A 24,927-nucleotide genomic window follows, 5' to 3' on the forward strand; every position below is an offset into this window, starting at 1 on the left:
GTTAAAATTGATTTATGTAAACCAGATCCTAGGCAGTGTGGCTGACTTGTTTATGTAGAGTGGCCGAATGTTCTGCCATAATTTCAGAAACAAGTTTTTGCACTCTTCGCTGTGCTCACCCAAGTACCGGATCACTAATAATTGTCTGAGTTGACTAATGCTGATTTTGTCTTGCGCATTTTCAGTGCAGACTACCTCTCTGAGTCGAGTAATTAGGCTTTCTAGCTCTGCTTGAGAGATTTGATTTTTGCTGGCGTAAGCCAAAAAAGTGCCATAAACACTTCGTCCATCTAATCCCGCTTTATGATGAAAAACAGAAGAGTTAGCGCTCAAGGAAAGTCTATCGTGATAAATTATCCTTCCTTCACAGCTAATTTTATTTATCTGGGTGAATGAACCTTTACTAAAAGGTTTTCCAGAGTGGGGTAAACCCAAACAGGAAATATCCCAGCCCAAATAAACGCTGTGCTTTTTTAGTGAAATATTAATGGTGTTAAAAGCGCATGCACCTGAGTAAATAATGGTCTCTTGAGGAAAGTGTTCGCAAACAGCTTTGTTATCTAATTCAATCGTTGTGTTTTGTTCTTGTTTAGGATCACCGATGTTTAAATCGTCACGTGCTCTATAAAATCGATTTGCGCCTGGCGTAGTTACTAAACTATGAGCGTGATCATGATTCTTGATGTGTACTGACAAACTGTCACCAGACACAATACCTGCTGGTGGATGTAACAAGTAAATATGGGAACAGTCTTTCCCTTCAGGGTAAAATGCCCTTTGAATACTTAGAGGACCGATTCGTTTCGAGCGGCTTAATTGTGTGCCTACACGAGTGTGTTCAAACTCTAATAAAAGATATGCAAACCAAGCACTTTTGGTACTTGGCTGCTTTATTGTTTGAGATTTGACGTTTACTTCTAACACAATATAACTCTTATTTATTAAACGGCTAGGAATTCGTCTACAAGCTCGTCGCTTAACGCGGCCATATCACCAGAAGAGACAACTTGACCCTTTTCCATGAGCACATATTTTTCACCTACCGCTCTGGCAAATGGCAGCTTTTGTTCAACTAACACAATGGTCATATCGTGCTCTTCGTTCAACTTGATCAATACATCTCTGATCAGTTGAACAATGTTGGGCTGGATCCCTTCGTTTGGTTCATCCAAAATTAAAATGTTTGGATTTAAAACCAGTGCACGAGCTATCGCAAGTTGCTGTTGTTGACCACCTGATAGGTCTCCGCCTCGCCTATGAAGCATCTCTTTTAACACGGGGAATAGGTCGTAAATGTATTGAGGAATATGCTTATTTTTTTGTCGAGAGCAGTTCAACCCGATTTTTAGGTTTTCTTCAACTGTGAGCTGAGCAAAAATATCTCTGCCTTGAGGGACGTAGCCTACGCCAACCTCTGGCCGCGCTTCGACAGAGCGCTTTGTCATGGGGTTGTGATTAATATCTATACTGCCTGAGCTGATAGGCAGAAGCCCCATAATTGACTTTAATAATGTCGTTTTACCAACTCCATTTCGACCCATTATGCAAGTTCGGCTTCCTTTTTGAATGTTTAAGTTTAGGTCCCAGAGTATTTGAGTTTGACCGTATTTTTGGTTCACTCTTTTTAATTCGATCATGATTTCACCAGTTCTGTAATAACCGAAGGTTTTGTTGATGGTTGTTCGGGGGCTGATTCTTCACCAAGATAAACTCTAATCACCTCAGGGTTCATTTGGATGTTTCGCATACTGCCTTCAGCTAATACAGAACCTTGGTGTAACACAGTAACCGTCTTGGCAATTGATCTAACAAAGGCCATATCGTGTTCTACAACGACAACAGAATGCTTTCCTGCTAGAGAAGTAAGTAATTCGGCGGTTCGTTCGGTTTCATGCGGGGTCATTCCAGCAACTGGTTCATCAACCAATAGCAATTTGGGTTCAGAAGCTAACAACATACCTATCTCAAGCCATTGTTTTTGGCCATGAGATAATCGACTTGCAGGGTAAAAGCGCTCAGCAACTAAACCAATGATATGGAGAATTTCAATAATTCTATCTTGTTGCTCACCATTTAGTTTATGAAATAGCGAGGACCATACAGATTTGCAGCCTGATAAGCTTAATTCAATATTTTCAAAAACAGTTAAGTTTTCGAAAACGGTGGGTTTTTGAAATTTCCTACCGATCCCTGCATTGGCAATTTCAGCTTCATCAAGCTTCAATAAATCAATTTGCTGCCCAAAATGTACAGTGCCAGTGTCGGGTCGAGTTTTCCCCGTGATGACATCCATCAAAGTGGTTTTACCCGCTCCATTGGCACCAATTAAACATCGTAACTCACCATCACCAATATAAAGGTTTAAGTTGTTAAGCGCCTTGAAACCGTCAAAGCTTACATTGACGTCTTCTACGTATAAAATTACACCATGTTTTGTGTCTGGTTGTTTTGTGCCAGCAAAGCTATTGTCAAAATGATTTACCATGATTCTGACTCCTTATTTTTCGTCATTCTTGTTTGCAAAGATTGATAGATCTTAGGGGCCATACCGGCGATGCCTTTGGGTAAAAGTAGGGTGACTAAAATAAACAACCCACCCAAAGCAAATAACCAAGCTTCTGGCATAATTGCTGTGAATCGTGTTTTTGCATAGCTAACAATAATTGCTCCAATTAGGGCACCGTATAGTGATCCGCGACCACCGATGGCAACCCAAATTACAATTTCGATAGAGTTTATTGGTGAGAATTCACTGGGGTTGATAATACCCACTTGTGGGACGTACAAAGCACCTGCTAGTCCGGCCAACATGGCGGAAATAACAAAAATAGTGACTTTGTATTGGTAAGGTTGGTAACCGGTAAAACGGACCCTATTTTCTGCATCACGGATTGCCATTACGACTTTCCCCATTTTAGACTGCATGATGAAATAGCTGACTAAATACCCAAAGGCGAGTGCGATAGACGTGCATATAAACAGCATCAACTTAGTTGTGTCTGACTGTAATGAGAACCCAAAAATATCTTTGAAATCAGTTAAGCCGTTATTGCCGCCAAAGCCCATTTCATTTCTGAAGAATGCAAGCATGAGTGCATAAGTCAAAGCTTGGGTCATAATAGATAAATAGACACCGCTGACGCGTGAGCGAAATGCTAGAGAGCCAAAGACAAATGCAAGAAGGCCTGGTAATGCTAATACTGTAATGACCATCCAAATAGGGCTGTCTGAACCAGCCCAATACCAAGGGAGTTCATTCCAATTTAAAAAAACCATAAAGTCTGGCAACTCAGGGTGACCATATACACCGCGGTCACCAATCTGGCGCATTAAGTACATGCCCATTGCATAGCCACCTAGAGCGAAAAAAGCGCCGTGCCCTAAACTTAGAATACCGCAAAAACCCCAGACTAAATCTACAGCTAAAGCTAATAATGCGTAGCACAGGTATTTGCCAAAAAGGCTAACGGTATAATTGCTTACATGAAAGAAAGAGCCTTCAGTGAATGCAACGTTACAGATACTCACATACAGTGTTGCAACCAAGAGTGTGCCGATAACATAGTGCAAGCTTGAAAGTTTGTTGAATAACTCTGTTTTATCAAATATTGCATTCATATTATGCACTCCGTCCTTTTTGTGGGAATAAACCTTTTGGTCGTTTTTGGATAAATAAGACAAGACCAATCAGTACGATGATGCTGGCTAAAACGGTACCGGTAAGAGGTTCCAAAACTTTATTCAGAACGCCAAGAGACAGCGCCGCAACTAGTGTGCCCCAGAGGTTGCCTACTCCGCCAAAGACGACGACAAGGAAAGAATCAATAATATAAGCCTGCCCTAAATTAGGCCCAACATTGGTAAGTTGGCTTAAAACAACCCCAGCTACACCAGCAATACCTGATCCTAAACCAAATGTTATGGCATCCACCCAGTTGCTTTTTATGCTTAGCGCTCGTGCCATATTTCGATTTTGAGAAACCGCTCTCACATGAAGACCAAGAGATGTTTTCTTTAAGATGAGAAGTAGCGCGATAAATACGATGAATGAAAATATGATGATATATAACCTGCTATAAGTAAGAGATAAAACAGGATTTATTTGTAATGAACCACTCATCCATTCTGGTGATGCAACGGTTCTATTGAGGGGTGAAAATACGCTTCGTACAAGCTGCTGAAGTACTAGGCTTACCCCAAATGTGGCCAGTAAGGTTTCAAGAGGTCGACCTTTTAAATGCCTAATGATCCCTCGCTCTATCATCACGCCAACTAAACCAGACACCAAAAACGCGGCTGGGACGGCAATTAATAATGAATAGTTAAGAAGCTCAGGGAAAAGAGTTTGAATTACATAAGTAGTGTATGCACCAAGCATGATCATTTCGCCATGTGCCATGTTAATAACACCCATAACACCAAATGTAATGGCAAGGCCAATTGCAGCAAGTAACAGGACAGAACCCAAGCTCAGCCCAAAAAACAAATTTTCTAAAATTGAATAAAAGCTTTGTTGTTGTGAAATGTTGTTTAGAGCGGCTTCGATTGCACTCTTGAGTACAGGATCACGGTCAGCATCAAGTACATCTAGTTCAGCTTGAAGTGCAACTTTTACAGCAGGTTCAAGGTTGTTTGTAAGTTTTAATACGGCTGATAACTTTTCATCTGGATCAGGTACTGAAAGCTGTTCAATCAATAGCGTTGTTTCCATTAACGCCTTGATTTCTTGATTTTTCTCTACAATAGCCAGTGTTTTTATAAGCATTAAACTATTTTCAGATGGCTTATCCAGCACCTGTTTTACTGCTTGATAACGCACTTCATCGTCTCTAGAAGTGAGATCAAGATATGCGATTTTACTGCGAATAAGTTGTCTAACGCGGTTGTTTGTTCTTACCTTCTTTATATGAGATTTAGGAAGCGCTTCGAGCGGTTGTGCAGAAAAGATATCAATTAAATCATACAGATCATCTTGGTTTTTAATAGCACGAACCAATTGTTTGTTTGACTTCAAATAAAACAGCTGACCTTTCAGCAGATCTGATAACACATCACGTGTTCTCGGGTCCTGAATATTAGAAATGTTTTCTACCACTTCAGGCATATCTTTAAGTTTTGCCTGAGATAATTTGTTTACAGCTGGTGTAAAAATTATATCTGAAGTGCTAGCTTGTATTTCTGATATGTTGTTGGACCAACTCGTTGTAGGCACCAAGCATACAAAAATAAGTAATATAAAACGTAGCATTAGGAAATCCTTAAAACGATGAGGCGTTGAAAGTAAACGCCTCACGTTGTTAGTTAGAGACTTAGTAACTCTGGCCAGAACATTTCGCGGTCGTCACGTTGTAGTTGCCGCATTTAATTGGAGCTGTCCAATCAGAGATAAGGTGCTTTGAGCTTGGTAAGTAATCAGACCATGCATCACCCATTACGGTACCTTTTGTTTCCCATACAACTTCAAGTTGACCGTCATCTTGAATCTCACCAATTAAAACTGGCTTAGATAAATGGTGGTTAGCGTTCATCACAGCGGTGCCACCGGTCAAATTTGGCACTGTGATGCCGATTAATGCATCGCTGACATCTTCGACTTCTGTTGAGCCAGCTTTTTCAACCGCTTTTGCCCACATTTTGAAGCCAAGATATGTTGCTTCCATCGGGTCATTGGTTACACGTTTGTCGTCTTTGATGTATTTTTTCCAGTTAGCGATGAAAGCTGTGTTTTCTTCAGTTTCAACACTTTGGAAATAGTTCCATGCAGCTAGGTGACCAACTAGTGGAGCTGTGTCAAAGCCAGATAACTCTTCTTCGCCTACTGAAAAAGCAATAACAGGAATGTCTTCAGCTGAAATATCTTGATTACCTAGCTCTTTATAAAAAGGAACATTTGCGTCGCCATTGATGGTCGAAACTACGGCTGTTTTTTTACCTTCAGATCCAAACTTTTTAATTTCAGATACAATACTTTGCCAATCTGAATGGCCGAATGGTGTATAACTCACCATAATATCTTCTTCGGCTACCCCTTTTGAGGTAAGGTAGGCTTTGAGGATTTTGTTGGTTGTTCGCGGATAAACATAGTCTGTACCTGCAAGCACCCATCGAGTTGTGTCTAACTCATTCATTAGGTAATCAACAGCAGGAATGGCTTGTTGATTAGGTGCTGCACCAGTATAGAATACGTTTTTAGAGGACTCTTCGCCTTCGTATTGCACAGGGTAAAACATCAAACCGTTCAATTCTTCAATCACAGGTAGAACAGATTTTCTTGAAACAGATGTCCAGCAACCGAAAATTACATCAACCTTCTCTTTAGCCAAAAGTTCACGGGTTTTTTCTGCGAAAAGAGGCCAGTTAGAAGCTGGATCAACAACGACAGGCTCTAATTTTTTTCCAAGCAGACCGCCGCGTTTGTTCTGCTCCTCGATCATCATCAACACGGTGTCTTTAAGGGTCGTTTCACTGATGGCCATGGTGCCAGAAAGAGAATGCAAAACACCGACCTTTATTGTATCTGCTGCTAGTGCCACTTGGGTTGCAAGCAAACTGGTAGAGATTGTTCCTGCTAATATGAGCTGTTTAAAGTTCATGAGTGTATCCTTAAATGATGATTGAATTTAAAAAGTAAGTAGTGCTTCGATTGCAAAAATGTCTTCATCTGCGGTTGTAACGTTGTCATCCATACGGTATTCAAAGACCATGAGTAAGTTGTCATTAACTGCGTAGCTAGGAGAAAGAGTTAAACTGCTCTGCTCGGTTACAACCGTGCCTAACTCGTCTTCTACGCTGAAGTCGTGATATCGAACCGTAAAACCAAAGTCATCGAATGCATAATTTGCCATGACTAGGTAGCCCGACGCGTCGCTTCCAGAAAAAGCGCTATTCTCAGCTTGGTTATACTCTGCTGCCACTGTAAGCTTTTCGGCTGAGTAACTGGCCCAAGTATTGATGAGTTCAACATCACCATCTTTTGAATAAAAACCTTTTACTGTGACTGCATCGTTAGGTGTAAATGCCACCATGGTTTCGACACCAGGGTGTTCAGAATCTGTTGATTGAGGGCCTGCAAGGTCATTGACTACTGAGACTGCAACAGCGAATTTTTCACTGCTATAAATAGCTGACACACCCTGTTGATAGTAGCCATAGAAGTACTGGGCATATCCGGTACCAGAATATTGAAATAAACCAGTTGGCTCTTCAGTTTCCCAGCCTGAATAACTTAGGAAACGGCCCGCTTTAACAGTTAGGTTTTCTGAGAGTGAATAGTTTAAAAAAGCTTGCTCTAAATCGACGCCCTCATCAGAGTTTTGATATTCGATATCGACATTTGCAGATAATTTACTGTCAAATTGATATGCCAGATTAAGTTCTACTTGGTCTAAACCAAATTCATGCACTGATGCCCCTTTGTCTTGTTCGACTGAATAATAAGACATATCGATGAAACCCGAGACGCTTAAGGAATCTAATTTAGATTCTTGCGCCTGTGCTGTGGAGGCAAGTAGAGTTGCTATTGCAGTAGCTGTCATCTTTTTTAAAAACTTCATGTGTCACTTCTCGCTAAGTTGATTTATTTGGATAGAGTTAAAATTGTTTAAAAAGCAATATTTGCTGTAAGTTCAGTATGTTTTTTTTAGGGGAGACTTAATATTCGTAAAATCGCGCAACTACCTACGTAAAACTACGCATATCAATCACTGTGTAATTTGTGTACTGTGAAGTGTGGTTTTACTTTTAAGGGTTGAGGAGCAATAAAATGAGCTGCTTTTTATTGATTGTTTTGCAATTAGCGTGTTTAAAATGAATACAAGGCGACACATCACCTCTACCCGCCGAACGTATAATAAGTTAGTCGCAAACGAAATGATGGAAGACTTTGCATTACGTTACACACCTAAAAGTGCAAGACAGTGGTCTCTTAATCGTATTGCAATTACAGCACTTGGCTTCGCATCGTTTTTATTGCTTGAGGCAATTGGCGGCGCTATCACCTTAAATTTTGGTTTTACCAATGCCGCTTGGGCGATTTTAGCGGTGACAACGGTTATTTTTTTATTTGGATTACCGATAAGCTACTACGCCGCTAAATACGGTGTAGATATTGACCTGCTCAGCCGTGGTGCTGGGTTTGGTTATATTGGTTCGACTATCGCGTCTCTCATTTATGCATCTTTTACGTTTATCTTTTTTGCTCTAGAAGCATCAATAATGTCGATGGCTCTGCACTCATTGATGGGTGTGCCTGTACATATAGCTTATCTTTTTAGTGCCATTGTAATTTTGCCTTTGGTGATGCATGGCATCTCTTATATAAGTAGCTTCCAAGCTTGGACTCAGCCACTTTGGATTTTATTACAAATTTTCCCTTTTTATTTTTTACTCACCCATGCAGACAGTAATTTTACTGAATGGGTTAATTTCACAGGTAGTGCCGGAGATGGAGGAGCTAACTTTAATCTTTTGTTATTTGGTTCAGCTTCTGCGGTTTTGCTTTCGTTAGTTGCTCAAATAGGAGAGCAAGTAGATATTTTGAGGTTTTTGCCAGCAGAAAAGAAAGCAACTAAGTGGCAATGGTGGCTAGCATTACTCGCGGGAGGGCCTGGTTGGATAATTGTCGGTGCGATTAAGCTATTTTTGGGATCGTTTTTAGCTTACTTTGCCTTACAGCAAGGAGTTGCGATTGAATTAGCCGATGATCCTGCACATATGTATAACCTTGTATTTAAACTCGTGTTTGAGTCACCGACCGTTGCAGCAATTGTGGCATGTATTTTTATTGTAATTTGCCAGCTAAAGATTAACGTCGCCAATGCTTATGCGGGTTCTTTAGCTTGGTCAAACTTTTTTTCAAGAATAACGCACAACCACCCAGGGCGCGTTGTGTGGGTAATTTTTAATGTGGTCATAGCTTTTTTACTTATGGAGTTAGGGGTTTACCATACTATTGAAAAAATGCTGACCGTGTACTCAGTAATTGTACTAGCTTGGCTAAGCTCTGTGGTGGCAGATTTAACAATTAATAAGCCATTGGGGCTTAGTCCGAAGCACATTGAGTTTAAGCGGTCACACTTATTTGATATTAACCCGGTTGGGGTGGGGTCAATGTTCATAGCTGCATTGGCTGGTTTTATTGCACATGCTGGCATTTTAGGTGAAGCAATTAAAGCACTCGCTTCCTATATTTCGTGCTTATTACCTTTTATGATCGTGCCTTTTTTAGGTTGGTTAACAAAAGGAAAATACTACCTAGTCAGAGCAAATCAAGATGATATGCCCACCGTAGCAAAATGTCATATATGTGAGAACACATTTGAAAAAGAGGATATGACATTTTGCCCAGCTTATAATAAGAACATTTGTTCATTGTGTTGCTCACTTGATGTTCGATGTGGCGATGAATGTCGTTCAAAAGGCGTTATGAAGAATCAACTGAATGGCTTCTTTAAACGGTTTTTATCGACTAAGTTGTTAAACCTATTATCAAGGCCATTGGCACAGTCGATATATGTCACTCTAGGGTTAAGTTTTACCAGTGCTGGTATTTTCTTTTTAATTTATCAACAAATTTCATTGGATGGTCAAGCAAAGGAAGTCATAGCAAATACGCTTATCAAAGTTTTTTTCGTTCTACTGATAATTATTGGTGTAGTTAGTTGGTTATTTGTGCTCGCTAGGCGCGGTAACCGTTTAGCCCTCAAAGAGTTGCGAGCACATACCAAAGCACTTGCAGAAGAAGCTTCAGCTCATGATAAAACATTATCAGAACTAAAAGGGGCCAAAGAAGCTGCCGAAATGGCGAACGAAGCGAAGAGCAGATACCTGACAAACTTAAGTCATGAATTAAGAACCCCGTTAAATGTCATGCTTGGTTATGCGCAACTATTTTGCCAAGATACCCGGCTTTCCCAATCGCACATAGACACATTTAAAATCATTAAACGTAATGGTGATCACTTATCCGATCTTATTGAAGGGTTATTAGAGTTATCAAAAATTGAGGCAGGGCGTTTATGTTTACATAGGGATGAGTGCAATCTAAAAACTATGTTGCAACAATTGGTGGATATGTTTCAAATGCATGCTGATAAAAAAGGCATAACTTTCAGATACCAACCGTCAGGGCATATTCCGGATTATGTTATTACTGACAAGCAGCGTTTTCGACAAGTGCTCATTAATCTGTTGTCTAATTCTATAAAATATACAGAAAAAGGCAGCGTGACGTTTCGTGTAAGCTACCGAAATGAAGTTGCGACTTTCAGTATTCAAGATACAGGAGAAGGGATTTCTTCGAGAGATCAAAAGCGCATATTTCAACCTTTTGAACAGATCCGAAGTACTCATAATCAAGCCATTGGGGGAACGGGGTTGGGATTAACGATCTCTTCCGCTTTAATTGAACTCATGGGTGGAGAAATCACATTAGACAGTCAGTTAGGTAAAGGTTCAACATTCGGGATCAGGTTAATGATGCCTTCTGTTTATCATGAAGTTAGAACATTAGAGCAAGATAACTTGCGAGCCAAAGGGTATTTTGGTGAGCGTAAAGCTATTCTCATTGTTGATGATGATAAAGATTACCAAAAGTTACTTGTAGATTTTCTTTCGCCTCTGGGTTTTATACTAAAAATAGCCAGTGATGCAAAAAGTGGGTTGGAGATTTTACATAAAAATCGGATCGATTTAGCTATTTTAGATGTTCGTATGTCTGCGCAAGATGGCTGGCAAATGGTTAAAACAATGCGGAAACAAAACCTATACACACCGGTATTAATGGTGTCTGCAAATGCTAGAGATAATGAATCTAGTCTCGCGGCTCAAGGCTACCATAATGGGTATTTAACTAAACCAATTAACTTAAATACACTGCTGATTAAAATTGGTCAGTTAATGATGATTAAATGGCAGTCTGACAAAGAACCTGAGATTCAAGCCTTGTCTAATTCGACACCAGACTTTGCTGAATCGAACAAAATGCCAGCAAAAAAAGAGCATTATATGGAATTGATTGCAATGGCCGAAATTGGATATTTATCAGGGTTTAAATCTAAATTAATAGAAATAGAAACGTCATTTTTTATCCCAGATGGTGTGACGGCTAAGCTAAATCAATATTTGCAACAGTGCAATTTTCCAAAAATAGTTGAGTATTTACGAGAGGTAAGCTGTGAATAATAAAATAAGTGATGTCGTACTGGTTGTTGATGATTCACCAGAATCACTTGGAATGTTGAATGTAGCTTTAAATACCGAAGGTTACACGCCTTTGGTAGCACTTAATGGGGTCCAAGCTATTTCAATTGCGGAAAAAGTGACTCCAGATGTTGTTTTGTTAGATGCCGTCATGCCCGAAATGAATGGCTTTGAAACATGTAAAAGGTTAAGACAAATATTGCCTAACACTCCAATCATATTTATGACAGGTTTGTCTGATGTTGAAGATATTGTGAACGGCTTTGAAGCGGGTGGTATTGATTATGTGACAAAACCAATTTCTCCCGATGAGGTCATCGTGCGTATTAAGACTCATATTCATACTGCCAAATTAGCGTTGAGCGCTCAGAATGCGCTTGATCATGCTGGCAGTAATGTACTATGTGTAAACGATAATGGTTGTTTGTCATGGGCGACACCATTTGTTTATGAGCTCATAGATAGTATCTCTAAATTTGATAGTACACCTTGGGTGACACTATCAAATGCGTTAAAAGATTGGCTTTTAGAAGCTTCTGAAAATCGCACTAGCTTGGATCTTAGGTGTTTTGATTCCCCTTTAACTTTGAGTTATCAAAGAAAGCAAGGGGAGTTACACTTACTGAAAATAAGTAAAGCGAAAGAAAAGAAAACAGCGGAAGTTCTAAAAGCACGGTTACCCATAACACAAAGAGAGTCAGAGGTTTTGTATTGGCTATCATATGGGAAAACCAGCTGGGAAATTTCCCAAATTTTAGAATTGAGCCCAAGAACGGTAAACAAACATTTAGAGCAAATTTACAAAAAACTCGGAGTTGATAATCGCACTTCTGCAGCTGCAATATCAATTAGGTTACTTGAAGAGTAATCTACAATTTATCTTCCTTACTCAGAGTCATAGCAAATAAGTAAGGAAGATATGACTTCTAAATCAAAATAATGTCGTCTTACGGCCTATTAGTTTTTCGTTGTACTAGTTTATACAATGCGGGGAGCACGACCAAAGTAAGCAGTGTCGAGGTAATAATGCCGCCGACGACGACGGTAGCCAGAGGCCTTTGTACTTCAGCACCTGTACCGACATTCAGCGCCATGGGCAAAAAGCCTAGGCTGGCGACTAGGGCAGTCATCATGACAGGGCGTAGCCTTTGCAAGGCCCCTTGCTCGATAGCTTGGTATAGTTCTAAACCTTGCCCCCTGAGTTGCTTGATAAACGACAGCATGACCACACCGTTAAGTACTGCCACTCCAGAAAGGGCGATAAAGCCGACTGCGGCAGAAATTGAAAATGGCATGTCTCTGAGCACTAAAGCCAATACACCACCGGTTAACGCTAATGGTACGCCACTGAAAATGACCAATGCATCCCTGATTGAATTAAACGCGCTATAAAGCAGGCCAAGTATTAATAATAAAGTCAAAGGTACAACAATACTAAGTCGTTGGCTGGCTGATTCGAGTTGCTCAAAAGTCCCCCCATAATCAAGCCAATAACCTGCAGGAAGATTGAGTTCGCCATTCATAAGCGTTTTTGTTTCACTGATAAAGCTGGCTAAATCTCGCTCATCAACGTTGGCGGTGACAATCACATTGCGTTTGCCGCTTTCACGGTTGATTTGATTCGGTCCTGTGGTTAACACTATATTGGCTACTTCCCCCAAGGGCACAAACGCCAGATCTGGGTTCTGACTTACTGGCAGAGCCACAGGCAGTGATTTTAAGGCCTCTAAATCTTGTGACCATTGTTTATCAAGCCTGACTAAGAGTTTAAAGCGTTTGTCGCCCTCATAAATTAGGCCTGTTTCAACACCGCCGACAGCAGCGGCAAGCATGTCTTGAATATCACTGACCGTTAAGCCGAGTAACGCCAAATGATCACGTTGTGGTTCAACCGATAAAGTCGGTAAGCCAGCCATTTGCTCTAAGCGTACATCGGTGGCACCTTTGACGTTTTTCAATAGCACAGTGGCCTTTTCACCATATTGTTTAAGTACACTTAAGTCATCGCCATAAATGCGCAGTGCCACATCGGCACGCACACCGGCGATTAATTCGTTAAAGCGCATTTCAATGGGCTGAGTAAACTCATAGTTATTACCCGGCATGTCTGCGACTTTAGCTCTGAGTCGAGTAAGTACATCGGCTTTACTTTCATCAGGATTTGGCCATTCAGATTTTGGCTTTAAGATCATAAAGGTGTCAGCCACATTCGGCGGCATAGGGTCGGTGGCGACATCCGGTGTGCCAATTTTTGAGAACACATGCGCCACTTCAGGCAGGGTTTTAATGGTGTTTTCAAGCGTTAATTGCATCTCAACCGATTGCTCTAACCCAGTGCCCGTGATCCGAAGCGCATGCATAGCAATATCACCTTCGTCGAGTTTAGGTAAAAATTCAGCCCCAAGTTTTTGTGCTTGCCAAGCGACAATTCCTACAAAAGTGAATGCCACGGCGACTAACGCAACTGAGTGTTTTAAAGAGAAAGCGAGTAACGGCTGGTAAATGGCTTTTGCTGAGCGCATGACTCGATTTTCTTTTTCTTCAATTTTACCTTTAACGAAAATGGCAATGGCTGCAGGCACAAAGGTAATAGAAAAGATCAGCGCGCCGATTAACGCAGCAATCACGGTAAACGCCATTGGCTGGAACATTTTGCCCTCGACGCCCTCTAGAGCAAATAAGGGTAAATACACCAACATGATGATCAGCATGCCAAATGCGGCGGGATTAAAGACCTCTTTGGTACTGTGATATACAACGTCTAAACGCTCTTGTAAGGTTAACAAGCGACCGTGTTGGTGTTGGGCTAATCCCAAACGGCGCAGGGCATTTTCAACGACTATGACCGCGCCGTCTACTATCAAACCAAAATCTATGGCCCCTAAGCTCATTAAGTTACCCGATACGCGATTGCTTACCATGCCTGTCATGGCAAACAACATACTCAGTGGAATAACCAATGCGGTGATGAGTGCGCCTGTGATGTTGCCAAGTAATAAAAACAAAATAACGATAACTAACACCGCGCCCTCAAATAGGTTTTTCTCTATGGTGGCAATGGTTTTATCAACTAATGTTGTGCGGTCATAAACGGCTTCGACAATAACCCCTTTAGGCAAACTGGATTGAATTGCTTGTAGTTTATCGGCAACGGCTTTGGCAACCACACGACTGTTTTCGCCCATCAACATCATGGCTGTGCCAAGCACTGCTTCTTCACCGCCATAACTGGCAGCGCCGGTTCGAAGCTCTTTTCCGTACGAGACTTTACCTATGTCTTTAATACGAACTGGCGCATCACGCCTTGCGACAACAAGTTGTTCAATGTCCGTCAGGGTTTTCAATTGCCCGGGAGAGCGAACCAAATATTGCATACCATTGCGCTCAATATAACCTGCGCCGCGATTAGCATTATTTTGCTCAAGCGCATTAACTACATCGGTAATAGTCAGTTTATACGCAAGTAGTTTGCTCGGCTCTGGGGCGACTTGATATTGTTTTTCAAAGCCGCCGATGCTGTTTATCTCTGTAATACCTTTAACTTTCATGAGTTGTGGTTTAATAACCCAGTCTTGCAAAGTACGCAGATCTTCTGCGCCATAAGCCGAGCCATCGGGCTTTTTGGCGCTCTCTTGTGCTCTGACAATATAGGTAAATATTTCACCTAAGCCACTGGCAATAGGGCCCATACTGGGTTCTATGTTATTGGGCAATTCACTGCGAACACTTTGCAGGCGTTCGCCAATTTGCTGTCTTGCCCAGTAAATATCGGTGCCTTCGTTAAAAATAACGGTGACTTGAGATAAACCATAACGGGATAGCGAACGTGTTGTTTCGAGATTTGGCAACCCTGCCATGGCGTTTTCTATTAAATAGGTGATCCGTTGCTCGGTTTCTAAAGGAGTGAAACCGGTGGCTTTGGTATTGATCTGCACCTGTACGTTGGTGATATCGGGGACCGCATCTATCGATAAACGTGTCATGTTATACACACCAAATGCGGCAACCAGCAAAGTGGCTGCTATGACTAGCCAGCGACGCTTTACGGCAAAAGAAACTATAAAATCAATCATACCTGCTCCTTAATGCGCGTGGCTTGCGCCGTTTTTGAGAAGATCGGCTTTTAAGATGTAACTGTTTTCAGTGACATACTCTTCCCCTGCATTTAAGCCTTCAATGACCGACACCCATTCGCGATTGGCTTCACCAAGTGTTACATGGCGCGCCTCAAAGCGGTTTGCGGTTTTAACAAACACCACGTTTTCGTCTTCTAAGCTTTGAATCGCGGTTTGTTTCACTCTTAATTGGCTTGTAAGCTCAGCCGTTTTTACATCGGCTTTCACATGCATGCCCGGTCGCCAATGTCCGTCAAGGTTGTTGATCACCACTCTTGCCCGGGCGATATGTCCGCCTGTCATCATAGGGGCGATATACGAGACCTTGCCCGAGGTGTTTAAGTGTTGGTGTAAATCGTAAATATCAGCGCTTTGACCGATTTTGAGCTTTTCGATGTTTTCAGGAAATGCCGACAGCTCAACCCACACTTGCTCGAGATTAATGATGGTCAGTAAGGTTTGATCTAACGCCAGTTGCCCCTGCGCAATTAAACGTTCCGTGACTTCACCATCGGCAGGGCTCTTAATGATGTAGCTTTGTAACGTTTGGCGATTTTGTACTTTGAGTAGCGGCTGGTTTTTTGTCACTCGATCACCAATTTCTACAAATACTTTTTCAACAATGCCCTGATAAGGGGCCATGATGGTGAAAGTGTTGTCTATGGTTGGCGCGATCACGCCAAACAAAGTGTCGTGTTGGCTTATTATGCCAATGCTCGCACGTTCGGTTTCTATGCCATTGGCTAAAATGGCTTGCTCGGAGAGCACTACGACATTTTCTTCTTCATCATGTGGCGGTTGTTTCTGTGTATAAGTTGGCTTTTCATCGTGATCATGCCCTTCGCCAGCAAAAACCATTGAGCTATGAGTCATCGCGAGCGTTGAGAAAGCGAATGTTAAGGCGATAGTCGATAGTTTTAATGATTTCATAATGTGTTGCTCCATGGCGAAGAAGTTGCAGTTTGATTAGAGAGAGGTGACTGTGAATGAGCATTATTCAGTGCTGATAGTGAGGTGTTGCCTATCAAGCGCTGTAACATAAGGTGTGAATTGAGTAGTGCGACTTGCGTGTCTATGATCGCTTGCTCGGTATTGAAACGCTCTTTTTGCGCATCTAACAGTTGCAGCACTGAGATCTGCCCAAGACGATAGCTGTCTAAACTTTGCGAGATTAAAGTTTTTGCCAAAGGGAGTAATTGGCTTTGCAACTGCAAGAGTCTGCGCTGTTGGTTTTGCGCTAGGGTGTAGGTTTGGCTGATCTGTTGTTTAAGAGATTGGCGAATTAATTGCTGCTGCTCACTTAATAAGTTGATTTGCGCACTAGCCGCTTTAATATTGCCTTGTTGCGAATTGCTGAGTTGCAGTGGCATTGCTGCTTCAAACAGCAGTGAAGCACTGTTACTGGCATTATCAAATCTGACTCCTGTGCCCAAAGTAAGATCTGCGACCGAATTAGCTGAAGCCAATTGCATAGCTGCTTGCTCGGATAGCACTTGTTGCGAAATAAGTTGAATTTCAGGGGCCATATCAATAGCGTTATGTAAGTCAGCTAAATTAGGCAAAGTAAGTTCTGTTTTCAGATTGCCGTTAGTGTGTCTGCGTATCGGCAGTAGTTCTAGAACGTTACTGAAGTCAGCTTCATCTAACCAAAACTGAGCAAGGTGCAGTTTTGCTGTTGTAAATTCACTTTCAAGCTGTTGCTGTTCGAGCTGTAGCGTACCGTGTTCAAACTGCATTCGAGCCACATCGGCATTCGATACCGCACCCGCCGCTGCACGCTGTTTAATGGTATTAAGCGCGTCCGATACCGTACTTTGCTGTGTTTGGCTTAATGCGAGTAAGCTTTGTAAGCGCATCACCTGGTAATATTGCGCAGTGGCATCAGCAAATACATCGAGTTGCGTGAGTTGATATTCGGTCTGAAATTGAACCAGTTTGCTATCTTGCATCGCAATGCGACGCTGCTTTTTATCACCGCGTTCAAACAGTTGGCTTATAAGCAAAGTGCCTTCTATACCACTGACATCTTTTGCCTCGTTATTGCCGAATGCATTTTCGAGCGAGAAGCTTAATTCAGGGTTAGGCGATAAACCCGCTTGTAAGCGGTTCGCTTCAATAACTGCTGCTTTTTCTTTGTAAAGTTGCAAACTCGGGTGGTTTGCTTGTGTGCGTTGTAGCACGGTTTTTAGGCTAAGCGGCGTTTGCTCGGCCCACACAGGTTGTGGCATATAAATAGCCAAACCCATGATCAAAAATGAGATCTTTTTCATGTTCATTACTCAATTTATTAAAATTCGGGATGAAAATTAACAGTCGAGCGCACACAGGATGATAGCTAGAAGCTAGAAGCTAGAAGCTAGAAGCTAGAAGCTATGAGTCATCAGTTCAAAAATTTATAAATGTGTGCGCTAGGCGTGATTGAGTAAACTCGGAGGTGGTACTAAAGGCGGATAACTCTTGCTTTGATAAGTTGGGTTGTAACTGCTTATTTGTTCGCTATAAGCCAGCACACTTTGCACTTTAACGCTATTGCCGCTGTGGCAAGTGTGGTGGTTATGAATATCAGCGTGAAAGACCTGAGAGCCGTCATCGGCTTGATCGAAATGAGGTGCTTTAACTAACTCATGTACATGGACAGGTTCATCATGACTATTATCGGCATGAAATGGCGCGCGGTCACAGTTTAATAAACTGTGCAGCAGGACCAATACAAAAATGTATGCGATGCGCGATTTCAACATGACTAATCTATAAACCAATAATTTAAATGAGTTTAACTATTTCACACGAATAAAAAGTGCGTTAGTGTAAGGCCACTATAAAGCTTCCAGTAACAGGAAGGTCAACATGAAAATTGCCGAACTTTCAAAATTAACTCAGGTGACCAGTAAAACCATTCGCTATTACGAAGAGATTGGATTATTACCAGAGCCCGCACGTGCCGCCAATGGGTATCGGGTTTATCAGCAAGAGGATGTTGAGCGTTTATCGTTTATTCGCCGTTGTAGAGATTTACAAATTCCCCTTGAAGAGATTAAAAAAGTGCTTGGATGCGATCATGGCAATGCCTGCGAAGGGCATAATAATCATGTAGATGACTTAATAGCAGCGCAATTAGAGCGAGTTAAAAAAGCCAAAATTGAACTCGAAGCCTTAGAGCAAACCTTAACGGGCTTGCTCGAAGGCTGCGATGACACAAATTCGAGTCAGTGCAATATCTTACAGAACTTGCGAGCTCACTAAGTATGCACCAAGCACATTTTCATGGTTTCACCATAAACTGGCAATCAGGCGAACTAAGCAAGCAAGGCACTGTAACGCAACTCGAACCTAGGCTGGTGGCGGTGCTTAAAGTGTTATTTGATGCCAAAGGCGAGCTAGTCAGCTATGAGCAATTACAACAACAAGTTTGGCAAGATGTGATTGTTGCGCCGAATGCGTTACAGCGTGTTATCGCACAACTGAGAAAGTCTCTTGGCGATACAGCCAAACAGCAGGCTGTTATTAGGACGCATCCAAAACGTGGTTATAGTTTGGTTTTTGTGACTGATAGTCTTGAAGGTGAACAGCTTGAAATTGAGGCATTTGAAGGCAAGGCGCTTGAAAAGCAAAACATTACAGCCTCACACCAAGCCAAACAGAGTCTCTTGAATCAACCCATTGCTTTATTAGGGGTTGTTTCATTATTTATCGTCATATTTACGTCAGTTCATTGGTTTTCTAAACCGACCACAATAGTTGGAGCTGCGCAGGCAAATTTAATCAGTTTAGATACACAAACTGAGCAATTAGCTCAATTAATTCCGCTGTCTAAAACTGAATTTATCTTTATCGATAAACAAGCTGGCAACCAGTTAGTGCTTCACAATACACAAAACAACCTGCGGGAAGAGCTGTTAGATAAAGTGAATGTTTATGGCCGAATGGTTTTAACTGAAGATAAACAGCAACTGCGTTTTGGCCAAATTATTGAACAAAAAGGCGTTAAATGTGCTGAGTTGGTGGGTTTAAATATCAAGACAAAAGCGCTTACTCGTGTATTGCCTTGCCAAAATGACTTCAATCACACACCGCTTTTCATAAGTGATGAAACACTTTTGTTTATTAAAACCGACAAACAATGGCAGTCAGAGCTGATTTCATTGGATCTTAAAACACAGCAGCAAACTAGTTTGCTTGCAGGTCAGATTGATAATGCTTTTTTATCGCCTGATAAAACTCAGCTTGCTATAAATTTTAATAATCAATTAAAGATGTTTGACTTAAAAGAGAACAAGCTTGAAGCCATTAGCTTAGGTATCAATTTCGACCAAACGTTCAGCTCGAGCAGCTTGGCTATGACATTTACAGACAATGGCAACCTTTGGGTAGCTCTAGATAAATCACTTGTAGAATATAGTCCTCAGGGAAAAGTCATTAGCAACACTAACCTAGCCAGCAGTATGCAAGTGTCGGAGTTAACGTTTATTGACCAGCAGTTGTTTGCTTTACTCGGTCGAGACAACCATCAGGCTCGCTTAAGCTCTGTAACACAGCTAAATGATGTAGTTGATATTGCAGCGTCGAAATTTACTGATGTGCAGGGTAAATTTCGACCGGATTCAGATGAATTCAGTTTACTCAGCAATCGAAGTGGTTCAACTCAGATTTGGCTGCAACAAGGTAAGCAGCTTTTGCAACTGACACAAGCAGGGGCTGTTACAGATCACATTTGGTTAGATAAAAATCGAGTAGCTTATCTCATTGAAAATCATGTTTGGCTTTTAAACCTTGCTGAAGAAAACTCTAAACCAAAAAAGCTTCCGCTGAATGTACCAGTAAAACAATTGCTGCAAGCAACATCCAATGCCTTATACGCACAATTTGAAACAGAATTAAACACCTCTCTAATTGCTATAGATTTAAAAACGAATAGCCTTAGCACTCTATTTGAAGGGCCTTTTCATTGGGCACAGGTGTTAGCCGACAACACCTTAATATTGAATGACAGCAGCCAACTTAAAAAAATAGTTTCTGGTCAGGGGCTCGAAATTACAGCTCTGCCTGCATTAACACTTCAAGGCCGCTATTACGTGAAAGGCAATGAGGTTTTTTTGCAAGATAAACAGCAAAATGTTTGGCGCTATAAACCTGCATTAGAGCAAGCCGAAATTATAGGGCGTTTTGATGAAAATAATTTGTTTATGAGTGACTTCTCAAAACAGTCATTAAAGATGCTGGGTGATAACTTTGTGAAAACCAAAAACGAATTGGTCATGGTTGAATTCAAGTAAGTTAAAAATAGATGGGTCGCAGATGTCAGAAGAAATTGAACAAAGTATAGGCTGTATTGCTCTAGTAGTTGAAAACTACGATGATGCCATTGAGTTTTATACAAATAAGCTTAGATTTACCTTAGTTGAAGATACAGATTTGGGAGGCGGAAAACGCTGGGTTCAAGTGTCGCCGCCAAACTCGAATGGCACGAATCTATTATTAGCGCAGGCGAGTTCTGATGAGCAGAAAAACGCAGTCGGAAATCAGACCGGTGGCCGGGTGTTTTTGTTTCTTCACTCTAATGACTTTTGGCGCGATTATGAGTTTATGAGAAGTAAAGGCGTGGTGTTTCATGAAGCGCCACGAGAAGAGGAGTATGGCACAGTAGTGGTATTTCAAGACCTTTACGGAAACAAATGGGATTTACTACAACTTAATAAAAATAAAGGAAAATAAGATGCTAAATGCAAGTTGTCATTGTGGGAATATTCAATTAACTATACCGAAACCTGAGTCACTTACCAGTTGTAATTGCTCTATCTGCCATCGCTTAGCGGCCCTGTGGGGAAACTACCCTCCGCAAGACGTTTTGCTCAATATCGGCCAAGGTGGTACAGAAATTTACAGTCATGGTGATGAATACATACACTTTCATCGCTGTAGAAAATGTGGGTGCACTACCCATTACACCTTGACTGAAAAAGCAGGTCGAGAAAAAACCGCTGTGAATTTTCGTATGGTGGACCCCGCAGCTGCGCAAGATATTAAGGTCAGGCGTTTTGACGGTGCGGACACTTGGACGTTTATAGATGAGTAAGTTTTGATAATGTCCTATTTTGCGAGGAGAAGAGGTTGAATTTAAAAGGCATTCATCATGCGGCAATTATTTGCTCTGATTATGAAAGGTCTAAAGCTTTTTACATACAAGTTTTAGGATTAAAAGTCGTTGCAGAAAATTACCGAGCAGAGCGAGACTCTTTCAAGCTAGACTTGGCTTTGCCTGATGGCAGCCAAATTGAATTGTTTTCTTTTCTGAATGCGCCAAAAAGAGTGAGTCGCCCAGAAGCACAGGGTTTAAGGCACTTGGCCTTTTGTGTTGATTGTATCGACACAGAAGTAATGGCATTAGAAAACCATGGGGTTGATGTCGAGGCTATTCGTGTGGATGAATACACTGGAAAGCGCTTTACTTTTTTCCAAGACCCAGATGGTTTACCTTTAGAGTTGTATGAAGTTTAGAGGAGCCAAGATGTCTGATGCGATTTGCCCAAAGTGCCACGAAAAAATCGAGCCTTTTGCAATGTCTCTTGCTTTATTTCCGTTCTACTTTAAGTGCAATCATTGTAGTGTAAGGCTCAAGCTTAAATCTTTGAAGCTTTTTGCGTCAGTACTGATTACATATTTGTTGGTTGTGGTGTTGATGATTTGGCTTTTACCTACCTTTAGAGGCTACGCAGTCTTAACGAGTGTGTTTGTCTGGCTTGTGCTTTACAACTTCATTGCGCATAAAATGCTGAGCAAAAATAACCTTTTGATTATTGAGTGAGTTATTCTCAGTACTTTTCTATACCCATAACAATAAAAAAATGATGATCCAACAATTAAACAATTCAGTTTCTAAAGTTAGCCAGCAAATTTATCAGGTTTTTCAAAGCTCTTACAAAATCGAAGCTGATCTAGTTGGTGTTGAAAGCTTTCCGCCTTTGTCCCGCACAGTTGAAAACATACAAGCGTCAACGACTCAGTTTTATGGCTTTATTGTCGAAGGTGAACTAGCAGGTGTGATTGAAATATCGTTAAATGAGGAATCAGCAGATAACATTGCAAAAACAACATTAGAAATTGACAGCTTAACGGTATCACCTCTGTATTTTAAACAAGGTATAGCTAGCCGATTAATTGAGTTTGTTCTTCAAAATAAGCCATTTGAATATGCCATTGTAGAGACTGCTGCACTCAACCAACCAGCAGTTAGGCTTTACGAGAAACATGGTTTTAGAGTTTTCAAGCAATTCACACCGCCTCATGGCATTAAAAAAGTGGCGTTACAGCGAGGTTAGTGCACTTTAAAATTTACAACAATCATTTATGTGCAAAGAACAATCAAGCTTAATCAGTCGTCAGTTTAAATAACTACATTCTTAGTAATATAAAAATTGCCTAATTTCTTATCACCTTGGAATTTTTACCATAATTGCCTAAATTTATTAAAGAATCGTTAACTGTTTTAGAGTAAATACTTGGAATTTACTTTGTTTTATAACATAGTGGTCGGTCCTCAACCGTGGGAACCATTTTTATGCTTAGCAATTTAACAATAAAACAAAAAATAACAGCAGGCTTTGGGGCAATCGGAATTTTGCTTTTACTGGCATGCTCATTGGGATATATGGCGCTATCTCAAATAAGTGATGCAAATAGGAAAGTGACTGACATAACATTACCTGGGCAAAGGGCTGTTGATGAATTACAGCTTCAGCAATTGAGACTCAGTAAGCTTGTTGCTCAAGCCTATAATCTAGAGTCGGAAAATGAGGTCGAGCAAGCTAAACGAAACTTTGAATCTGCCGCTAAGACACAGCAGAGTTTAACTGCCCAATTAAAAAGTAAGCTGTCGTATAACCAAGCTTTAATTAGTTCAGTGTCTCAGGTTGAGCGAGCGATAAGCTCAATGGAGCAAGCGGGCTTTCAAATGTTGACATTAAAATCGAACTCATTACTCGCACAAAATAAAATTGACACCTTGTTGCAAACTCTATTAGACAGTAAAGAGAAGGCAAGTGTGGCAATGCTAGATATCGAGTTGATAGAGGGAGCAAAAGGACGTCAACTCGAAGAAATGATGGGAACGGGTGTTCGCATTGATGACATGCTTTTCACACTTGAGAGTAATGCGAAACAAATTCCAACTTTAAATCTGACTAATATTGCTGCTCACAAAGAAGATATGTCTTTTATTTTAGATAATATCAACGACAACTTTACGTTTTTAAAACGTCAATCGCAAGGTGTGAACGCTGGTGAAGTATTTAGTACCTTTGAGGCTGCACAAGAAAAATTAGAAAGCTTGCTTCGTTCACCAGGTAGCCTCTATGCAGAGCTTAATAATCAGCGTCAATCTCAAGTTGATGCGACATTAACTTATCGTCAATCTGAAGAACACTCCATAAATGTAATTAATGCATTGAATGCGATTCAAGATACGACTAAAACGTCTTTTGAGTCGTCACAAAAGCTAACTCAAGAGTTGATTTCTCAAGCCCAAACCAGTGCAATTATACTCGTCATTATCTTCGTGGGCTTAGCCGGTTTTATTGCATATTCGACCAGTAAAGCCATGCTTTCTCCGCTTAAAGCGGTAAATAAAATGCTTAATTATCTTGCGCAAGGTGATTTTTCTCGCGATATGCAGAAGAGAAATGACGATGAATTTGGCACTTTAATTGACAACATAAACCAAGTGAAAAATAGTCTAAGAGACTTATTAGATGACATAAACACGAAAGTACATGAACTAGACTCTGTTTCAGAAAAATCTCTATCAGAAAGTCGTCTAGTCGCTGATAACGCTGCTGCGCAAATGGTAAGAATGGATGACGCTGCAAATTTAGCCCAAAGCGTTTCGGGCTCTGCGTCTCAGGTCTCACAAAATGCAAAACAAAGCCTTGAAAGTTTGTTGCAAGCGAATGAGTGTAAAACAGAAGCATCTACGTTGGTTGTGGACAATCAATCTCATATAGAGTCTTTGGACACTAAAATGGCTGAAGCAGTAGAAATGATGAGTCGTTTAACGTCACATAGTAACAACATAGGTTCTATTTTAGACACAATCGTGTCTATTGCAGAGCAAACTAACCTGTTAGCACTAAACGCAGCCATAGAAGCGGCAAGGGCGGGTGAGCAAGGTAGAGGTTTTGCGGTTGTTGCTGATGAAGTAAGAACATTGGCATCTCGTACGCAAGATTCAACAGAAGAAATCAATAAGATGATATCGGTACTACAACAAGACACTAAGCAGGCAGCAAGTGCAATCCATAGTGGTCAAACCGATGCATCTGTATGCGTTGAGCAAAGCCAAGCATTAGTCGTTGTGATGCAGCAAATTGAAAATGCACTCAATGAAGTAACCCACTTGAGTGAACAAGTAACACAATCAGCCGAGCAGCAAGAAGGGGATTGTCTGCGAATTGGTAATGTGATGGTAAAAGCAAAAGATACGGCTAGTGAAAATGCCAGTTCAATGAAACATATGGCCAAGGGCAGTGAAGCACTGAGTGCCTTTGCGCACCGGCTTGCTGAATCAGTAGAACGCTTCAAGCTTTAATCAGATAAATGCCTTTTTTAGAGCCGCTAAATA

20 protein-coding genes are annotated in these 24,927 nt (G+C 41.1%); 9 read left to right on the forward strand and 11 right to left on the reverse strand.

Annotated elements, in window-relative coordinates; genetic code table 11:
- Positions 1-12: 12 nt before the first annotated feature.
- The 7 genes from PP2015_RS20320 to PP2015_RS20350 all read right to left on the reverse strand — a co-directional run bounded on the left by PP2015_RS20320 (position 13) and on the right by PP2015_RS20350 (position 7,553).
- A complete protein-coding gene (locus tag PP2015_RS20320; protein WP_083496701.1) occupies positions 13-924 on the reverse strand; it encodes an urease accessory protein UreD in 912 nt (303 codons plus the stop codon).
- A 17-nt stretch (positions 925-941) separates the two neighbouring features.
- Positions 942-1,637 carry an urea ABC transporter ATP-binding subunit UrtE gene (urtE, locus tag PP2015_RS20325; protein ID WP_058032314.1) on the reverse strand — a complete coding sequence of 232 codons (696 nt, stop codon included), beginning with the start codon at positions 1,635-1,637 and terminating at the stop codon, positions 942-944.
- On the reverse strand, positions 1,634-2,485 hold the full coding sequence (urtD, locus tag PP2015_RS20330) for an urea ABC transporter ATP-binding protein UrtD (RefSeq protein ID WP_058032315.1): 852 nt from the start codon (positions 2,483-2,485) through the stop codon (positions 1,634-1,636). Before urtD ends, urtE begins: the two co-directional genes overlap by 4 nt.
- Positions 2,479-3,618, reverse strand: a complete 1,140-nt coding sequence (urtC, locus tag PP2015_RS20335) for an urea ABC transporter permease subunit UrtC (protein ID WP_083496702.1) — start codon at positions 3,616-3,618, stop codon at positions 2,479-2,481. Before urtC ends, urtD begins: the two co-directional genes overlap by 7 nt.
- 1 nt (position 3,619) lies before the next feature.
- On the reverse strand, positions 3,620-5,248 hold the full coding sequence (gene urtB / locus PP2015_RS20340; RefSeq protein WP_058032316.1) for an urea ABC transporter permease subunit UrtB: 1,629 nt from the start codon (positions 5,246-5,248) through the stop codon (positions 3,620-3,622).
- A gap of 61 nt (positions 5,249-5,309) precedes the next feature.
- Positions 5,310-6,593, reverse strand: coding sequence for an urea ABC transporter substrate-binding protein (gene urtA, locus PP2015_RS20345; protein WP_058032317.1), 1,284 nt, complete (start codon positions 6,591-6,593; stop codon positions 5,310-5,312).
- Between the two features lie 27 nt (positions 6,594-6,620).
- Complete coding sequence (locus PP2015_RS20350; protein ID WP_058032318.1) at positions 6,621-7,553, reverse strand: porin; 933 nt, start codon at positions 7,551-7,553, stop codon at positions 6,621-6,623.
- Between the two features lie 253 nt (positions 7,554-7,806).
- Here PP2015_RS20350 and PP2015_RS20355 point away from each other — a divergent pair, with 253 nt between their 5' ends.
- Positions 7,807-11,181: a hybrid sensor histidine kinase/response regulator gene (locus tag PP2015_RS20355; RefSeq protein ID WP_058032319.1), complete on the forward strand. Its 3,375-nt coding sequence runs from the start codon at positions 7,807-7,809 to the stop codon at positions 11,179-11,181.
- Positions 11,174-12,067: a response regulator transcription factor gene (locus PP2015_RS20360; RefSeq protein WP_083496703.1), complete on the forward strand. Its 894-nt coding sequence runs from the start codon at positions 11,174-11,176 to the stop codon at positions 12,065-12,067. Before PP2015_RS20355 ends, PP2015_RS20360 begins: the two co-directional genes overlap by 8 nt.
- A gap of 79 nt (positions 12,068-12,146) precedes the next feature.
- On the opposite strand, the gene PP2015_RS20365 is transcribed toward PP2015_RS20360, so the two are convergent.
- The 4 genes from PP2015_RS20365 to PP2015_RS20380 form a co-directional block, all read right to left on the reverse strand.
- The gene (locus PP2015_RS20365) at positions 12,147-15,272 is read right to left on the reverse strand and encodes an efflux RND transporter permease subunit (protein WP_058032320.1); all 3,126 of its coding nucleotides are present in this window, start codon (positions 15,270-15,272) and stop codon (positions 12,147-12,149) included.
- Positions 15,273-15,281: 9 nt separating this feature from the next.
- Positions 15,282-16,244 (reverse strand): efflux RND transporter periplasmic adaptor subunit, encoded by a 963-nt coding sequence (locus PP2015_RS20370; protein ID WP_058032321.1) that lies wholly within the window; start codon positions 16,242-16,244, stop codon positions 15,282-15,284.
- Positions 16,241-17,584, reverse strand: coding sequence for a TolC family protein (locus tag PP2015_RS20375; protein ID WP_058032322.1), 1,344 nt, complete (start codon positions 17,582-17,584; stop codon positions 16,241-16,243). Before PP2015_RS20375 ends, PP2015_RS20370 begins: the two co-directional genes overlap by 4 nt.
- 138 nt (positions 17,585-17,722) lie before the next feature.
- On the reverse strand, positions 17,723-18,055 hold the full coding sequence (locus PP2015_RS20380) for a hypothetical protein (RefSeq protein WP_058032323.1): 333 nt from the start codon (positions 18,053-18,055) through the stop codon (positions 17,723-17,725).
- A gap of 106 nt (positions 18,056-18,161) precedes the next feature.
- Between PP2015_RS20380 and PP2015_RS20385 the strand changes: the two genes are divergently transcribed.
- From PP2015_RS20385 to PP2015_RS20420, 7 genes are all read left to right on the forward strand, one after another.
- On the forward strand, positions 18,162-18,557 hold the full coding sequence (locus PP2015_RS20385) for a MerR family transcriptional regulator (RefSeq protein WP_058032324.1): 396 nt from the start codon (positions 18,162-18,164) through the stop codon (positions 18,555-18,557).
- A 2-nt stretch (positions 18,558-18,559) separates the two neighbouring features.
- Positions 18,560-20,587, forward strand: coding sequence for a winged helix-turn-helix domain-containing protein (locus tag PP2015_RS20390; protein ID WP_058032325.1), 2,028 nt, complete (start codon positions 18,560-18,562; stop codon positions 20,585-20,587).
- Between the two features lie 22 nt (positions 20,588-20,609).
- The gene (locus tag PP2015_RS20395; protein ID WP_058032326.1) at positions 20,610-21,026 is read left to right on the forward strand and encodes a VOC family protein; all 417 of its coding nucleotides are present in this window, start codon (positions 20,610-20,612) and stop codon (positions 21,024-21,026) included.
- Between the two features lies 1 nt (position 21,027).
- Positions 21,028-21,387: a GFA family protein gene (locus PP2015_RS20400; protein WP_058032327.1), complete on the forward strand. Its 360-nt coding sequence runs from the start codon at positions 21,028-21,030 to the stop codon at positions 21,385-21,387.
- A 35-nt stretch (positions 21,388-21,422) separates the two neighbouring features.
- Positions 21,423-21,809 (forward strand): SMU1112c/YaeR family gloxylase I-like metalloprotein, encoded by a 387-nt coding sequence (gene gloA2, locus PP2015_RS20405; RefSeq protein WP_058032328.1) that lies wholly within the window; start codon positions 21,423-21,425, stop codon positions 21,807-21,809.
- A 347-nt stretch (positions 21,810-22,156) separates the two neighbouring features.
- Positions 22,157-22,630: a GNAT family N-acetyltransferase gene (locus PP2015_RS20415; protein WP_319593343.1), complete on the forward strand. Its 474-nt coding sequence runs from the start codon at positions 22,157-22,159 to the stop codon at positions 22,628-22,630.
- Positions 22,631-22,869: 239 nt separating this feature from the next.
- Complete coding sequence (locus PP2015_RS20420) at positions 22,870-24,894, forward strand: methyl-accepting chemotaxis protein (RefSeq protein WP_058032330.1); 2,025 nt, start codon at positions 22,870-22,872, stop codon at positions 24,892-24,894.
- Positions 24,895-24,927 lie beyond the last annotated feature (33 nt).

The sequence above is a fragment of the Pseudoalteromonas phenolica genome (genome assembly GCF_001444405.1).
In the GTDB taxonomy this organism is placed as follows: domain Bacteria; phylum Pseudomonadota; class Gammaproteobacteria; order Enterobacterales; family Alteromonadaceae; genus Pseudoalteromonas; species Pseudoalteromonas phenolica.

Excerpts from the sequence above, each read along its gene's own strand:
- PP2015_RS20380 (WP_058032323.1), bottom strand. The coding sequence starts at position 18,055 with ATGTTGAAATCGCGCATCGCATACATTTTTGTATTGGTCCTGCTGCAC.
- PP2015_RS20420 (WP_058032330.1), top strand. The coding sequence starts at position 22,870 with ATGCTTAGCAATTTAACAATAAAACAAAAAATAACAGCAGGCTTTGGG.
- PP2015_RS20375 (WP_058032322.1), bottom strand. The coding sequence starts at position 17,584 with ATGAAAAAGATCTCATTTTTGATCATGGGTTTGGCTATTTATATGCCA.
- PP2015_RS20400 (WP_058032327.1), top strand. The coding sequence starts at position 21,028 with ATGCTAAATGCAAGTTGTCATTGTGGGAATATTCAATTAACTATACCG.
- PP2015_RS20365 (WP_058032320.1), bottom strand. The coding sequence starts at position 15,272 with ATGATTGATTTTATAGTTTCTTTTGCCGTAAAGCGTCGCTGGCTAGTC.
- urtA (WP_058032317.1), bottom strand. The coding sequence starts at position 6,593 with ATGAACTTTAAACAGCTCATATTAGCAGGAACAATCTCTACCAGTTTG.
- urtD (WP_058032315.1), bottom strand. The coding sequence starts at position 2,485 with ATGGTAAATCATTTTGACAATAGCTTTGCTGGCACAAAACAACCAGAC.
- PP2015_RS20350 (WP_058032318.1), bottom strand. The coding sequence starts at position 7,553 with ATGAAGTTTTTAAAAAAGATGACAGCTACTGCAATAGCAACTCTACTT.
- PP2015_RS20355 (WP_058032319.1), top strand. The coding sequence starts at position 7,807 with ATGAATACAAGGCGACACATCACCTCTACCCGCCGAACGTATAATAAG.
- urtC (WP_083496702.1), bottom strand. The coding sequence starts at position 3,618 with ATGAATGCAATATTTGATAAAACAGAGTTATTCAACAAACTTTCAAGC.
- PP2015_RS20395 (WP_058032326.1), top strand. The coding sequence starts at position 20,610 with ATGTCAGAAGAAATTGAACAAAGTATAGGCTGTATTGCTCTAGTAGTT.
- PP2015_RS20370 (WP_058032321.1), bottom strand. The coding sequence starts at position 16,244 with ATGAAATCATTAAAACTATCGACTATCGCCTTAACATTCGCTTTCTCA.
- PP2015_RS20415 (WP_319593343.1), top strand. The coding sequence starts at position 22,157 with ATGATGATCCAACAATTAAACAATTCAGTTTCTAAAGTTAGCCAGCAA.
- PP2015_RS20390 (WP_058032325.1), top strand. The coding sequence starts at position 18,560 with ATGCACCAAGCACATTTTCATGGTTTCACCATAAACTGGCAATCAGGC.
- urtB (WP_058032316.1), bottom strand. The coding sequence starts at position 5,248 with ATGCTACGTTTTATATTACTTATTTTTGTATGCTTGGTGCCTACAACG.
- urtE (WP_058032314.1), bottom strand. The coding sequence starts at position 1,637 with ATGATCGAATTAAAAAGAGTGAACCAAAAATACGGTCAAACTCAAATA.
- PP2015_RS20385 (WP_058032324.1), top strand. The coding sequence starts at position 18,162 with ATGAAAATTGCCGAACTTTCAAAATTAACTCAGGTGACCAGTAAAACC.